We start from the raw sequence: 14377 nt of genomic DNA, 5'->3' as shown, positions 1-14377 counted from the left end.
GCATGGCCAACCTCTACGCTGTCCTGGGCCAGACCGAGCTCGAAATCGTGACCTGGCTCTCGGGCCTGGACATGAGCTGGAGCGCCAGCTACGCCGAGCAAGCCCTGATCGGGCACAAGGCGCTGCTGCAGCACACCGGCTTTGGCCCGACCGAGGTGCGCCTGCGCGTGCTGCTGCACGCCCAATGGTGCCAGCCGGCCGAGGAGCTGGCGCGCCTCAAGCGCCTGCTCGAGGCCGCCGAACCGGTGGCCTTTGTGCTGGGCAGCGGCGAGTACCGGGGCACCTTTGTGGTCGCCGAGCTGCAAGCCGTCACCACCCAGACCGACGGCGCCGGCGTGCTGATCGCGCTCGAGGCCGATGCCACCTTGCGCGAATACATCGGCGACCCGGCGCAGCCCAACCCGCCGGGCGTGATCGCGCAGGGCTTGCGCATCCCCGTAGCGGCGCGCGCCGACACCCCGGCCGCGCCCGCCAGCCCCTTGAGCGCGCTGGCGCGCCAGGTCAGCGCGGCGCTGGCGGCCGGGGCGCGCGTAGCGCAAGCCGCCAGCGGCCTGCGCTCGCTCGCCGCGCTGGCGCAGCGCAACCCGCTGGCGGCGCTGGCGCAAGTGCCCCAGCAGGCACAAAGGCTCAACGCCGCCGCTGCCGCCCTACCCACCGCCGTGCTGCCCGCGCTGCCCCGGCCTGGTGGGCTGGAGGCGGCGGCGCAGGTGGCGCGCAGCCTGGGCGCGGCACAGCAGGCGTTGCACGCTGCCGCGCAGCGTCTGCAAGGCGCGCAAGCCGCCGACCTGGGCGCGCGCCTGCCGCAGGCGCTGGCGCTGGCGCAAGGGGCGCAGGCGCACACCGAAGCCGCCGCCGCGCCGCTGGCGCTGCTGGCCGCGCAAGCCAGCGCGCGCCTGGACGACGCCGGGAGCACAGCATGAGCGGCCAGCATCTGGAGCACATCACGCGCGCTGGCGAGCGCTGGGACAGCATCGCCTGGCACTACTACCGCGACGTGCGCCAGATCGCGCGCCTGCTCGACGCCAACCCGCACCTGGCCGCCAGCGCGCTGCTGCCCTCGGGCCAGGTGCTGCGCGTGCCGCTGATCGAGGCCGCGCCCGCCGCCGCGCCCAACCCGGCCGCGCTGCCGCCCTGGAGGCGCGCATGAACCGCCCCAGCGCCTTGGCGGCGCGCGTGCGCATCGTCTACCACGGGCGCGACATCAGCGCCGATCTCGCGCCCTACCTGGCGCGGCTGGAGTACATCGACCGGTTGGACGCCGAATCCGACAGCCTCGACCTCGAGCTGGCCGAGCACGACGGCAGCGCCTCGCGCTGGCTGGCGCACTGGTACCCCGAGCACGGGCTGGAAATCGAAGCCGCGCTGGGCTACACCCACACGCCCTGGCACACGCTCGGGCGCTTCGAGGTCGACAGCGTGCAAGCCGACGCGCCGCCGCTGCGCCTGCGCATCCGCGCGCTGGCGGTGGGCCTGAGCAAGGCGCTGCGCACGCGCGCCAACCATGCCTACGAGGGCCTGACGCTGGCCGCCATCGTCGACCAGGTAGCGCAGCGCTTGGGGCTGCAGCGCCGTGGCGATGTGGCGGCGCTGGCGCTCGACCGCGTCACCCAGCACCAGGAGAGCGACTGGAGCTTCCTGGCGCGCCTGCTGCACGACTACGGCTACACCCTCAAGCTCACCGACAACAACCGCGTGCTGGCGGTGGCGCGCCTGCGCACACTGGCCCAGGCCGAGCCGCTGCGCCTGCTGCGCCCATCCGACCTGACGGCGTGGAGCTGGAGCGAGCGCGCCGCCGACGTGCCGCAGGCCAGCGAGGTCAGCTACCACGACCCGGCCAGCGCCGAGCTGCTGACGCAGCGCAGCGACGGCGCCCAGGTACACGACGCCGCCGCGCCGCGCGCCGCCGACCGCGACCGCGCCGTGCTGCGCGCGCGCAGCGCCGCCCAGGCGCAGGCGCGCGCCCAGGCCATGCAAGAGCGCCACGAGGCCGAACGCGCCCAGCTCGAGCTAAGCCTCATGGGCGACGCGCGCCTGTGCGCCGGTGCCGCCTTCGACCTGGCCGGCCTGGCGCGCCTGGACGGGCGCTACGTGGCCACCCAAGCGCGGCACACGCTCGACGCTGGCGGCTACCAGACCCACCTGACCCTGGCGCGCTGGCGCGCCAGCGGCACGCCATGAGCCTGAGCTTGCCCCGCCAGCCGACCGAGGGCGCAGCGCTGCGCCTGGGCTTTGTGGTCGCGCTCGACCTGCAGCGCTGCCGTGTGCGCGTGCGCTTCCCCGACCTCGACGGCCTGGAGAGCCACTGGCTGCCGGTGCTGCAAGCCAAGACGCACCGCGACCAGTACCACCACCTGCCCGACCTGGGCGAGCACGTCGCCTGCCTGCTCGATGCGCGCCTGGAAGACGGCGTGGTGCTGGGCGCGCTCTACAGCGCGCGCGACGCGGCGCGCGTGCAGGGGCCGGATCAGACCGAGCTGCGCTTTGCCGACGGCACCCGCATCCGCTACGACCGCACGCGCGCGCACCTGGAGGTGGACTGCGTCGGCGACGTCACCATCCGCGCCGCCGGCCGCCTGCGCCTGCAAGGCGCACGCATCGACCTCAACTAGCCCATGCCAGCCGCGCACCGCCACCGCGACCTCTGCAGCGGCCACGGCTGCTGGCCGCCGCGCCCCAACGCCCAGGCCAGCACCGATGTGCGCATCAACGGGCGCGGTGCGCACCGCGTCGGCGACGCCTGGGAGGTACACTGCTGCCCAGCCATACCCGAGTGCCACGGATCGGTGCAAGCAGGTGGCTCGCCCACGGTCTACGTCAACGGCCAGGCGCTGGCGCGCGTGGGCGACGCGGTGGCTTGCGGCAGCGCCTGCGCCAGCGGCAGCGCCGACGTGTTCGCAGACGATGCCACGGGCTAAACGCCTTTAATTCACAGCCGCGCCGCCACGGCCCAGAATGGGCCGCCATGAGCACCTGGCCGCGTCAACACCACTGGCAAGTCGCCCTCGGCGGCGACGGCTATGCCACCGGCCTGGACGATCTGCGCCAGGCCATCGCCACCATCCTGCGCACCCCGCGCGGCAGCGTGCCGCTGCGGCCCGAGTTCGGCAGCGACGTGGCGCGCTACCTCGACCACCCGATCAACCGCGCGCGCCCACACCTGGTGCGCGAAACCGTGGAGGCCATCCGGCGCTGGGAGCCGCGCGTGAGCGTGGTGCGCGTGCTGGTCACGCTCGCGGCCGAGGCGCAACTGCGCATCGAAGTCATCTTCCGCACCGCCGACGGCATCGAAGCCAGCGCCGAGGTGCTGCCATGAGCGCAGCCGCGCCGCTGCGTCTGCTCGAGGACGACCCGCAGGCCATCAGCGCCGAGCTGGTGCGCGCCTTCGAGGCCGCCAGCGGCAAGACGCTCTACCCGGCGCAGGTCGAGCGCCTGTTCGTCGACCTGATCGCCTACCGCGAAACCCTGCTGCGCGGCCTGATCAACGACGTGGCGCGGCAAAACCTCGTGGCCTACGCGCGCGCGCCCATGCTCGACTACCTGGGCGAGCTGGTCGGCGTCGCGCGGCTGGAGGGCGAGGGCGACGAGCGCCTGCGCGAGCGCATCCGCCTGGCACCCGAAGCCTTCAGCACCGCCGGGCCGCGTCTGGGCTACCGCCACGCCGCGCTGTCGGCGTCGGTACACATCATCGACGCTGCTGTCGATTCGCCCGCGCCTGGCTGGGTGCGCATCCATCCGCTGGCCGACACCGGCCTGCCCAGCGCCGAGCTGCTCGATGCCGTGCTCGCCGCCGCCAGCGCCGAAGACGTGCGCCCGCTGTGCGACCAGGTCGAAGTGCGCGCGCCGCTCGATATGCCGCAGCGCATCGAGGCCGAGCTGACGCTGTGGCGCAGAGCCGACGCCGCCGCCACCTTGGCGCTGGCGCAGGCGGCGCTGGAGCGCTACTGCACCGAGCTGGCCAGCGCACTTGGGCGCGACGTGGTGCGCTCGCAGATCATCGCCGCGCTCTCGGTGCCCGGCGTGTACCGCGTGGAGCTTGTCGCGCCGAATGCGGACACAGCCACCCCCGCGCACGCCTGGGCGCACGTGACGCAGCGCAGCCTGCGCATGGCCGGAGTGAGCGATGGCTGACTGGCTGCCCGACCCCGCCGCCCCCGACGTGCTCGCGCTCGACGCGCGCCTGGGGCCGCTGACCAGTCTGGTGCCGCGCCTGTCGGCGCTGCCGGTCGACCAACTGCTGGTCTACCTCGTCGACCAGGTCGACGCGCGCTGGCTGCCCGCGTTGGCGCAGCAGTTCCACCTGGGCGCACTCGAGGGCTGGGCGCTGGCGCGCGACGCCGCCGCGCAGCGTGCGCTCATCAAGCGCGCCATCCCCTGGCAGCAAAAAAAAGGCACACCCTGGGCGCTGCGCGAGGTGCTGCGCCAGCACGGGCTGGCGGTCGAGATCATCGAGCAAGCCGACCAGCGCCGCATCTACGCCGCCTTGCTGCCGCAGCGGCTCGATGCGCGCTGGCGCTTATCCAGCGCGGTGCGCCTGCGCGCGCTCGACCGCCAGACCTACATCCCGCAGATCGAGCACTGGGCGCAGTTCGTGGCCCGCATCAACCTGGCCGACGCGCTCGAGTCCGGCCAACTGCCGCTCATGCAAGCCCTGGTGCGCGAGTGGACGCCGCTGTCGCGCCACCCGATCTGGCAGCTCTGGCTGGCGCTGCACGCGCCGCACCTGCTGGCGGCCAGCGCCGCCGTGCGCGCCACGCTGCACAGCAGCCGCCTGCACCCTTGGGGCAACCGCAGCCTGTCGACCTACCCCGATGCGCTCTGGCGCTTGGGCACTGACGGTGCCGCCCTGCGCCTGCCGCAGCCCTTCGGCTTTGCGCTCGGGCGCTTGCACGGCGCACGCCCCGGCGCCCGCTTGCACGGCACCCGCGTCGGCCACGGCGTGCGCGCGCAACTGCCGCTGGCGCAAGCCAGCGCCTGGCGGCCCGAACGCCTGCCGCTGCAGCTTGCCCCCGCCGTCACCCCGCCCACCACGCTGTTCAAGCGCCCGCGCCGCCTCGATGGCCGCTGGCGCTTGAGCAGCGCGCGCCTGCGCGCCGGGCAACGCCTGCGCCCCGGCGGCCTGCGCCTGGCGGCGCAAACCCTGCACGAGTGCCCGCGCCTCGATGGCCGCTGGCCGCTCGGTGCCGTCACCCACCCGGCCGCACCCGTACACCTGCGCCTGTCGCCGCACTGGCGCGTCGGCGGCGCGCGCACCCCCACCCTCAGCATCACCCGCATCCAGCCATGAGTACACCCAGCCCACCCACTCTGTTGCGCGCCGAAGCCGTGGTCACCGACTACTGGCGCGAGCGCCTGGCCGAACACTGCGCCGGTGGCCGCGCGCTGCCGCGCATCACCCACATGGCCTTCGGCGACGGCGGCCATGTCGGCTCCAGCGCCCGGCCCGCCCCAGCCAACCGCAGCGCGCTCTACGCCGAGCGTGTGCGTGTGCCCATCGTCAGCCAGTCGCGCCCCGCGCCCACCGAGGCGCTGTCCATTGCCGAACTCAACGCCGCCAGCGCCCCGCCGGGCATGGCGTTTTCTGAGGCTGGCCTGATCGACGCCGACGGCGGCCTGGTCGCCTGGCGCACCATGGCACCCAAGGTCGTCGACGCCGGCGAAGTCTACGAAGTCCGCATCATGCCCCGCTTTTAAGGAGTCCCACCCATGAGCACCCTGCCGCACCACCCCATCACCCCGATCCCGAACAACGAGCCCGAGGCCATCCCGGCCCTGTGGAACGTGCGCTACGCCGAGATCGACGCCAACTTCAGCGCCCTCGACCAGCGCTCAGCCGCCAGCGCCGCCGAACTGGCCGCCGCGCGCGCCGGTCGGCCAGACCTGGGTCAGACCATCAACGCCATCATCACCCAGATCGGCGGCATCTCGGGCACACTCTCGGGCTTGGCCTCACCCGCCTCGGTGCAGCAAGCCGTGAACCTGGACTGGCTGTACCGCAACCGGCGCATCGCCTTCGAGCTTTTTGCCGCTGGCTACCAGTTGCAAAACCACCCGGGTGTCGCCGTCACCGGCGGCATCATGGGCGACGACTCGCTCGACGTTGCCAGCACCGCCGACGTGCGCGTGGGCGAAGACTATCTGCTGTCCGACGCCGGCGCCACCGCCCTGGTGCGCGTCACCGCCATCCACTCCGCCACCCGGCTGCGCCTGTCGGCCAACTTGGCGCGCCATTGGGGCGCAGGCGCCACCCTCAGCGGCTCGACGCTGGTGGCGCGCGCCGAAGGCGGCGTCAACGCCGTCGTGGGCGACCAATGGGTCTCGCGCGCCCTCAACCTGGGCGACGACCACACCCCGCGCGCCGTCGTCATCCGGCGCAGCCTCAATGCCGGCGAAGTGCGGCTGTTCTTCCGCGATGAGCACACCCCCGCCTGGAGTGAGCGCCCGTGGTCGGTGCGCCGCTCGGGCGGCGGCACCACCGGCATCCCCGAAGGCTTTGCCGACTTCGAGTACCTCGTGCCCATGCGCGGCGACGGCTTTTTGCGCCTGGAAGTCGCGGGCGAAGCCATGACCATCCGCCACCTCGTGGCCCTGGGCAGCGCCACCGGGCAGGCCGGCTTCGTCAACCCCGCCATGCGCCCGGCTGCGCCTGTCATCAACGCGCCCGCCAACGGTGCCACCAACGTGGTGGAGACGCCCACCCTGTCGGTGGCGGGCTTTGCCAGCCCGGCGGGCAACGCCTTTGCCTCGACCCAGTTCCAGATCAGCACCAACGCCACCTTCGCCACCGTGCTGCACGACAGCGGGCCGCGCGCCGCGCTCACCTTCTCGGTGCCAGCCGGGGTGCTGCCGGTCAATACCACCTTCCACGTGCGTGCGCGCGTCACCGACGCCGCCGGCCTGGTCTCTGACTGGTCGGCCAGCAGCAGCTTCACCACCCGCGCCAGCTACGCCTTTGTCAACACCCCGGCTGTCATTGCGCCCACGCCGGGGCAGACGGATGTGCCCGAGCAGCCCACCTTCCAGACCGCCGCCTTCGCCACCACCGGCGGCGCCGACGCCCATGCCTCCAGCCAATGGCAATTGCGCTTGAGCAGCGGCACCTGGGCCGCGCCGCTGTGGGATTCGGGCGCCAGCGCAGCCGCTCGCACCAGCCTCACCCTGCCCGCCGGTGTGCTGCTGGCCGGGCAAACGCAGTACGTGTTGCGCGTGCGCCACACCGGCACCAGCCTGGGGGCATCCGAATGGTTGGCGGATGTGGCCTTCACCACGCGCCAGCAGTTCGCGCACATCATTGGCATCGTGCAAACCGCCACCGGCGGCGGGGCCGGGGCCTGGCAGCGCGTCGACGAGCACTTCAACAACCTCAGCACCACCACCGCCACCTTCGCCAACCACCCGGTCTATGCCGGCATCGTCGACCAGACCATCGACGGCCAGGCCATGGTGCGCGTGCCGCGCTTTTTCTTTCGCACCGGCACCGTGCCCAGCGGGCCGCACGCCGGGCGGCGTTTTTGGCTCATCTCCGACCAGCCGGCGGCCAACTTTGCCGTCCACCCGGCCTTCATGCACGCCGGGGCGCAGATTGCGCAATTCTGGGTCGGCAAGTTCCAGGGCACCAACGACGGCGGAACACGCCTGGGCTCGGTGGGTGGTGTTGCGCCGCTGGTGTCGATCGACTTCCCGACCATGCAGGCGCGCGCCAACGCGCGCAACACCGGCGGCGTGACCGGCTTTGCGCTCTGGGACGTGTACCAGCTCGGCGCCATCCAGATGCTGGCCCTGATCGAGCTGGGCGGCTCCGACAGCCAGGCTCTCATCGGTCAAGGCCATGTGGCGGGCTCAAGCGCACTCAACGTCGACCACGCCACCGTGGCGCAGGCCACCTGGCGCGGCATCGTTGGCCTCTGGGGCAACGTCTGGCAGATGCTCGACGGCTTGCAGACCGATGCCAGCTCGCGCTACCGCATCTGGGGCACCGACGGCCAGCGCAGCTACCAGACCAGCAGCCGCACCGCCCCAGCCAGCGGCGCGCCGCTCACCATGGCCAGCGACAGCGCCGGGCTCGTCAACCTGGGCGCGGTCTTTGCGCCCGACGCCGTGGCTGCATCCGGCCAGGGCAGCTTTGGCGACCACTTCTGGCAAGCGCCCAACTGCGTCGCGTATCACGGCGGCAGTTGGGGCAACGGCGCGCACGCCGGTCTGTTCTCTCTCAGCCTCAGCAACGCCGCGTCGAACGTGCACACGAGCTTCGGCGGCCGCCTCGCAAAGGTGTAAAGCGTCATGTGGCCTGCGTCATGTGGCTGTTGGGCTGCCCCGCCGAGCGGGGCGGCCCCGGCGCGCATGCAGCCGCGCGACTTGATGCGCGTGCTGCATCCCATCATCAACCTCAACCCCCAAGGAGCCTTTCATGCACATTGAAAACCGCACCCTGCACCTGAGCCGCCAGGGTGCAGAGCACGCCATCGCCCTGCCCACACTCGCGGTCGCATCCACCGTCTGCGTCTGGGCCGTACCCGCCGACTACCGCGCCGACGGGCTGTTCGTCTCGGTGCGCATCCCCGGCGTAGCGCAAGACATCCCGGCCTGCGACCTTGCCGCCTGCACCCTGCTCGGCGAACTCGATCTCGAGCCCGACGCCGCCGCCGTCGAAGCCGCTGCCGCCGCCGAGCGACTGGCCGAGGTCAATCGCCTGGCTGCCGCCGCCATCCAGGCTCGCTACCCCATCCACCGCCAGCTCAACCTGCTGCGCGACGGCCCCGCCGCCGAGCGCAAGGCCATGGCCACCTACATCAACGCCGTGCGCGACTGGGCCAACTCGAGCGCGCCCGACGCGGCCGATCTGCGCGCCATCGAGCAGGCGGCTTGAGCGTGGCGCAACCCGCCCCGTATCTGGCCTTGCTGACCAAGCTCGAAGAACTCGATGCCTACACCCACACCGTGCTGCACCAATTCCCGCGCCTGGAGCGTCATCTGCTTTGCGCCGACCTGCGCGCCGCCATGAACCGGCTGCTGCGCCTGACCATCGTCGCCTGGAAACGCCGCCAGAAAGCGGCCGCCCTGTTCGACCTCGACGTGGAAATCGAATTGCTGCGCGGCCTGGTGCGCAAGGCGCACCGCGCCGCTTACATCAACAGCCACCGGCTGGGCGTGTGGATGCGTCACATCAACGAAATCGGCGCCATGGTCGGTGCCTGGATCAAATACGAAGGGGTAAGCGCATGAATTAGTCCTTGCAATCAAATAAAGGAGCAGGGCTTATAACGGCGGCAATTGGGGCAACGGCGCGAACGCCGGTCTGTTCTATCTCAACCTCAACAACGCCGCGTCGAACGTGAACACGAACATCGGCGGCCGCCTCGCAAACGACCCACGCCAGCAGGCGCGTCGCCCACCGGGCGCGCGTCCAGCGCGCATCCTTTGGGGTCTTGCTCCCGACCCTTGCCGGTCTGGGCCAGTGGCTGCGCGATACAGCCGACATGCTGGACGGTCGGTGCACGTTGGCTGTAGACATGGACTCTGACCCGCCCGTGCCGGTTTCGGTGCAGACCGAGGTGCTGCACAAGGGTCTGCAGCACATGACCCGGCTGCTCAAGGACGAGGTGGAACAAGAATGCCGCGAGCGACTGCTGAAGAAAGCGGTGCCGCACCTATTCGACGCCTGACCCATGCCCCGCACCCACAACGGCCTTTGGCCTGATCTCATCGCCTTCGAAAACCTGCACGCCGCCTACCGCGCTGCGCGCATGGGCAAGCGCTACAGCCCCGACGTCATGCGCTACGCCCTCAACCTCGAAGAAAACCTCATCAACCTGCACAACCACCTCGTTTGGCGCAGTTGGCAGCCCGGCGCCGCGCGCGCCTTCGTCGTCTTCGAGCCCAAGCGGCGCCAGATTCAAGCCCCGCCCTTTGCCGACCGCGTGCTGCACCACGCCCTGGTGCGCCGCGTCGAACCCCTGTTCGAGGCCGGCTTCATCGCCGACACCTACGCCTGCCGCAGCGGCAAAGGCACGCAAGCGGCTGTGGCGCGTGTGCAACACTTCATGCGCGTTGCCAAGCGCGCCTGGGGCGAGCGCGCCTACGTCCTCAAGGCCGATATCAGCAAATACTTCGCCAGCATCCGGCACGACGTCCTTATGGCAGAAATCGAGCGCACCATCGCCGACCGCGACGTGCTCTGGCTCTGGCGCGCCGTCATCGGCGGCTACGGCCACGAAGGCGGAGTCGGCCTGCCCGTCGGTGCGCTCACCAGTCAGCTCGCCGCCAACATCGTGCTCAACCGGCTCGACCACATCGCCAAAGACGAACTCGGTCTGCGCTTCTACGCCCGCTACATGGACGACTTTGTCGCCATCCTGCCCGACAAAGCCAGCGCACAGCGCGCCCTGCGCGATCTCGGTGCAGCCGTCAATGGCCTGGCCCTGACGCTCAACCCCAAGACCGGCATCCATCCCTGGCAGCGCGGCATCGACTTTTGCGGCTACCGCATCTGGCCCACCCACATCCTGCCGCGCAAGCGCAACATCAAGCGCGCGCGCCTGGCCTTCAAGCACATGGCCGCCGACTACCACGACGGCCACATCGACCTCGACTACGTGCGCCAGCGCGTCAAGTCCTTCCTTGCCTACGCCAAACACTGCAGCGCCCGCCGCAGTGTCGAATCCGCCCTGGGCGACCTCATCCTCGCCCGTAAAACTGCCGCCCAATGTCGCACGCAATCCGAGCAAAACGCCGCCCAATGTCACACGCAATCCGAGCAAAACGCCGCCGAATGTCGCACGCAATCCGAACAAAACCCAGTTCCGTCGCACGCAATGTGATCACGCGTCGCAAACAATTCGAACAGGCCTACCGGCTCGGCTGCGTGGCTTGCAGCGCCAGCGTGCCCGGGGTGTGCCCCATGCGGAAGAAGCGTTCCAGGCGCCGGCTCTCGGCTTCGAAGGCGTTGACTGGCAGGCGTTCGTGGTTGCGCCCGCCCGGGTGCATGACGTGGTATTGGCAGCCGCCCACCGAGCGCCCCAGCCAGGTGTCGAAAATGTCGAAGGTCAGGGGTGCGTGCACGCCCACGCCCGGGTGCAGGCTGGAAGCCGGGTTCCAGGCCTTGAAGCGCACGCCAGCCACGTATTCGCCCGCCAGGCCACTGGGGTGCAGCGGCAGCGCGCGCCCGTTGACGCCCAGAGCATAGCGGCTGTCGTTGTAGCCGCTGAGCTTGACCTCCAGCCGCTCGACGGAAGAATCGACGTAGCGCACGGTGCCGTGGGTCGAGCCTTCCTCGCCCAGCACATGCCAGGGTTCGAGCGCGTGGCGCAGCGTCAGCACCATGCCGCGCGCCGCCAGTTGGCCGATGAGTGGAAAGCGAAACTCGAAGTGCGGCTCGAACCAGGCGCGTTCAAAACCAAAGCCGTGTTGCGCCAGGTCGTCGAGTACGTCCTCAAAGTCCAGGCGCACAAAAGTCGGCAGCAGGAAGCGGTCGTGCAGTTGGGTGCCCCAGCGCGTGAGGCGAGCGCGCCCAGGTTGCTGCCAGAACCGGGCCACGAGTGCGCGCAACAGCAGTTGCTGCACCAGGCTCATGCGCGCGTGCGGTGGCATCTCGAAAGCGCGCAGTTCGAGCAGCCCCAAGCGTCCACTCGGCCCGTCGGGGCTGTACAGCTTGTCGATGCTGAACGCGCTGCGGTGCGTGTTGCCGCTGACATCGACCAGGATGTTGCGCAAGCAGCGGTCCACTTGCCAGGGCGGCATCTGCTGCCCGTAAAGTTCGCGGCTGCGTTCGATCTGGCTGAGTGCGATCTCGAGCTCGTACACCTGGTCGTTGCGCGCTTCGTCCACGCGCGGGGCCTGGCTGGTCGGGCCGATGAACAGGCCGCTGAACAGGTAGCTCAGGCTGGGGTGGTTGTGCCAGTAGGCCAGCAGGCTGGCCAACAATTCGGGGCGGCGCAAAAAGGGGCTGTCGAGCGGCGTGGCTGCACCGAGCACGAAATGGTTGCCGCCCCCGGTGCCGGTGTGGCGCCCGTCGATGAGGAACTTCTCGGCGCACAAGCCCACTTGCTGCGCCGCCTCGTACAAAAACTCGGTGCGTTCGACCAGTTCACCCCAATGCCGGGCCGGGTGGATGTTGACCTCGATCACGCCTGGGTCGGGTGTGACTTGCAGCATCTGCAAGCGCGCATCGCGTGGCGGTGGGTAGCCCTCCAGCACGATCGGCAGCCCCAACTGCGCGGCCGTGGCCTCGACGGCGGCGAGCAGGTCGAGGTAGTCTTCCAGCTCGGGCAGCGGTGGCATGAAGACGTACAGGCACGACTGCGGCGCACTGCCCTCCTTGGGGTCGGGTTCGCAGCCGTTGCCGCGTTGCGGGTCGCGCGCTTCCACGCACAGGGCGGTGCGCACCAGCCAGGCGGCAGATTCACCGCGCTGCGGCATGCGCGCCGCCACAGCCGGCGCTGCGGCGCTGCCCAGGGGAGGCTGCGCATAGCGTAGGCGCAGGGCGCTGGCGGCGGGTAAGTCGGGGCGTGGCTGAGCCGGGTCGGGCTCGGTGGGCAAGGGGCAGTCGCTCGCTGCCACCCAGGGCAGCGCGTCCAGCGGCAGGCGGTAGCCCATGGGTGAATCGCCAGGAATCAGGTACAGGCGCTGCTCGCGCAGGAACCAAGGCCCGCTGCGCCAACGGCTGCTGGCGGCACACGAGCCCGGCGCAGCGGGCTGTGCCTGCAAGGGCAGGGCGTAGCCGACCACGGCGTCCAGCCCCTGGCGAAAGACGCGGCGCAGGCGGGCGCGTTCGAGTTCGTCGTCGAGCCGGGCTTCGAGCGGGTCCACGTTGAGCGGCAGTCGGCCTTCGCGCCAGAGGTGGTACCAACTGTCTTCGTAAGCCGGCTGGACGGTCTCCAAACCCAGGCCGAGGCGCTGCGCCAAGGCAGCGATGAAGCGCTGTGCGTCGGCGCTGTCGCAGCGCTGGGGCGCGTGTTCGCCGTCCAGCAGCGCTGGGTTGTGCCAGATCGGCTCGGCGTCGGTGCGCCAGTAGAGCGACAGCGCCCAGCGCGGCAGGGGCTCGCCCGGGTACCACTTGCCCTGGCCCAAATGGACGATGCCGCCGGCGCCGTAGCGTTCGCGCAAGCGCTGCAGCAGCTCCAGCGCGTAGCGGCGCTTGCTCGGGCCCAGCGCAGTGGTGTTCCACTGCGGCGCGTCGCGCTCGCTGCTGCTGACGAACGTGGGCTCGCCGCCCATGGTCAGGCGCACGTCGCCGCGCTCGAGCTCGGCGTCGACTTGCTGCCCCAAAGCATGAATTGCCTGCCACTGCGCCTCGCTGTAGGGCTTGGTCACGCGCGCGCTTTCGTGTACGCGCTCGAGCCGCATCTGGTGCTCGAACGCGACTTCGCATTCGTCCAGCGCACCGCTGATCGGGGCCGCGCTCGAAGGCTGTGGCGTGCAGGCCAGGGGAATATGGCCCTCGCCAGCCAGCAGGCCCGAGGTCGGGTCGAGCCCGATCCAGCCCGCGCCGGGCAAATAGACCTCGCACCAGGCGTGCAGGTCGCAAAAGTCCTGCGCCGCGCCAGCCGGGCCGTCGGTGGGCTTGACGTCGGGCTTGAGTTGAATCAGGTAGCCCGAGACGAAGCGCGCCGCCAGCCCCAACTGGCGCAGCATCTGCACCAGCAGCCAGGCGCTGTCGCGGCACGAGCCGGTGGCGCGGCCCAAGGTTTGTTCCGGCGTTTGCACACCAGGTTCGAGCCGTATGGTGTAGGCAATATCGCGTTGCAGTTGCTGGTTGAGCGCGACCAGAAAGTCCACCGTGCGCGCCGCTGCGCCCGCCAACTGGGCGCGCGTGGGGGCCAGATACGCCTGCAAGTGCGGCCCGGCTGGGGCGGCTTCCAGGTAAGGTGCCAGTTCGGTCTGCAAGTCGCTCGGGTAGGCAAAGGGGAAGGTTTCGGCGTAGGGCTCCAGAAAGAAGTCGAACGGGTTGTGCACCGCCATTTCCAGCACCAGATCGATGGTGACCTGAAAGCTGCGCATGGGCTGCGGGAACACCACCCGGGCCAGGTAATTGGCGAACGGGTCTTGCTGCCAGTTGATGAAATGCTCGGCAGGCTCGATGCGTTGCGCGTACGACAGCACCTGCGAGCGCGTGTGCGGTGCCGGGCGCAGCCGCAGCACCTGCGGGGCCAGTTTCACCCAGCGGTCGTAGCGGTAGTGGGTGACGTGGTTGAGGGCAACATGGATCGGCATGGCAGACTTTCGCTGATTTGGGTTGCACCGGTAAAGGGCGGGCCGGCAGCGCCACCCGCGCGGGGCAAGCGCTTGCTGGCAAGCGGGCACTGTGCATGCAAGCAAGGATTGCGCCAGGGCTCATTGCAGCCGCTGCGCCCCGGCACCGGGCATGGCAACCCGGCGCAGGCCC

General features: G+C 70.6%; 15 protein-coding genes. 14 read left to right on the top strand and 1 reads right to left on the bottom strand.

Going from position 1 to position 14377, the window contains the following annotated elements; genetic code table 11:
• Positions 1 to 2: 2 nt before the first annotated feature.
• From AAAZ40_RS08895 to AAAZ40_RS08830, 14 genes are all read left to right on the top strand, one after another.
• A complete protein-coding gene (locus AAAZ40_RS08895) occupies positions 3 to 920 on the top strand; it encodes a phage tail protein (protein ID WP_476660034.1) in 918 nt (305 codons plus the stop codon).
• Entirely contained in the window at positions 917 to 1147 is a 231-nt protein-coding gene (locus AAAZ40_RS08890; RefSeq protein ID WP_476660033.1) for a tail protein X, read from the top strand. The genes AAAZ40_RS08895 and AAAZ40_RS08890 overlap by 4 nt, the downstream gene beginning before the upstream one ends.
• Positions 1144 to 2178, top strand: coding sequence for a phage late control D family protein (locus tag AAAZ40_RS08885; RefSeq protein ID WP_476660032.1), 1035 nt, complete (start codon positions 1144 to 1146; stop codon positions 2176 to 2178). Before AAAZ40_RS08890 ends, AAAZ40_RS08885 begins: the two co-directional genes overlap by 4 nt.
• Entirely contained in the window at positions 2175 to 2609 is a 435-nt protein-coding gene (locus tag AAAZ40_RS08880) for a phage baseplate assembly protein V (RefSeq protein ID WP_476660031.1), read from the top strand. Before AAAZ40_RS08885 ends, AAAZ40_RS08880 begins: the two co-directional genes overlap by 4 nt.
• A gap of 3 nt (positions 2610 to 2612) precedes the next feature.
• A complete protein-coding gene (locus AAAZ40_RS08875) occupies positions 2613 to 2915 on the top strand; it encodes a PAAR domain-containing protein (RefSeq protein ID WP_476660030.1) in 303 nt (100 codons plus the stop codon).
• Between the two features lie 47 nt (positions 2916 to 2962).
• Positions 2963 to 3313: a GPW/gp25 family protein gene (locus AAAZ40_RS08870; protein WP_476660029.1), complete on the top strand. Its 351-nt coding sequence runs from the start codon at positions 2963 to 2965 to the stop codon at positions 3311 to 3313.
• Positions 3310 to 4128: a baseplate assembly protein gene (locus tag AAAZ40_RS08865; RefSeq protein ID WP_476660028.1), complete on the top strand. Its 819-nt coding sequence runs from the start codon at positions 3310 to 3312 to the stop codon at positions 4126 to 4128. The genes AAAZ40_RS08870 and AAAZ40_RS08865 overlap by 4 nt, the downstream gene beginning before the upstream one ends.
• Complete coding sequence (locus AAAZ40_RS08860; RefSeq protein WP_476660027.1) at positions 4121 to 5284, top strand: phage tail protein; 1164 nt, start codon at positions 4121 to 4123, stop codon at positions 5282 to 5284. The genes AAAZ40_RS08865 and AAAZ40_RS08860 overlap by 8 nt, the downstream gene beginning before the upstream one ends.
• Entirely contained in the window at positions 5281 to 5691 is a 411-nt protein-coding gene (locus AAAZ40_RS08855) for a phage tail-collar fiber domain-containing protein (RefSeq protein ID WP_476660026.1), read from the top strand. Before AAAZ40_RS08860 ends, AAAZ40_RS08855 begins: the two co-directional genes overlap by 4 nt.
• 12 nt (positions 5692 to 5703) lie before the next feature.
• Positions 5704 to 8271, top strand: a complete 2568-nt coding sequence (locus tag AAAZ40_RS08850) for a hypothetical protein (protein ID WP_476660025.1) — start codon at positions 5704 to 5706, stop codon at positions 8269 to 8271.
• A 133-nt stretch (positions 8272 to 8404) separates the two neighbouring features.
• Positions 8405 to 8863 (top strand): hypothetical protein, encoded by a 459-nt coding sequence (locus AAAZ40_RS08845; protein ID WP_476660024.1) that lies wholly within the window; start codon positions 8405 to 8407, stop codon positions 8861 to 8863.
• A 2-nt stretch (positions 8864 to 8865) separates the two neighbouring features.
• Positions 8866 to 9219, top strand: a complete 354-nt coding sequence (gene avd, locus AAAZ40_RS08840) for a diversity-generating retroelement protein Avd (RefSeq protein WP_476660023.1) — start codon at positions 8866 to 8868, stop codon at positions 9217 to 9219.
• Between the two features lie 287 nt (positions 9220 to 9506).
• Positions 9507 to 9659 carry a hypothetical protein gene (locus AAAZ40_RS08835; RefSeq protein ID WP_476660022.1) on the top strand — a complete coding sequence of 51 codons (153 nt, stop codon included), beginning with the start codon at positions 9507 to 9509 and terminating at the stop codon, positions 9657 to 9659.
• Between the two features lie 3 nt (positions 9660 to 9662).
• Positions 9663 to 10814: a reverse transcriptase domain-containing protein gene (locus AAAZ40_RS08830; protein WP_476660021.1), complete on the top strand. Its 1152-nt coding sequence runs from the start codon at positions 9663 to 9665 to the stop codon at positions 10812 to 10814.
• 28 nt (positions 10815 to 10842) lie between these two features.
• Here the strand turns inward: AAAZ40_RS08830 and AAAZ40_RS08825 are convergent, their stop codons facing one another.
• The gene (locus AAAZ40_RS08825) at positions 10843 to 14205 is read right to left on the bottom strand and encodes a transglutaminase family protein (RefSeq protein WP_476660020.1); all 3363 of its coding nucleotides are present in this window, start codon (positions 14203 to 14205) and stop codon (positions 10843 to 10845) included.
• Between the last annotated feature and the right edge of the window lie 172 nt (positions 14206 to 14377).

The organism is Serpentinimonas sp. SMBJO2 (assembly GCF_056341105.1).
Note: the sequence above shows the minus strand (reverse complement) of the source record. Positions and strands in the feature narration are given on the sequence as shown.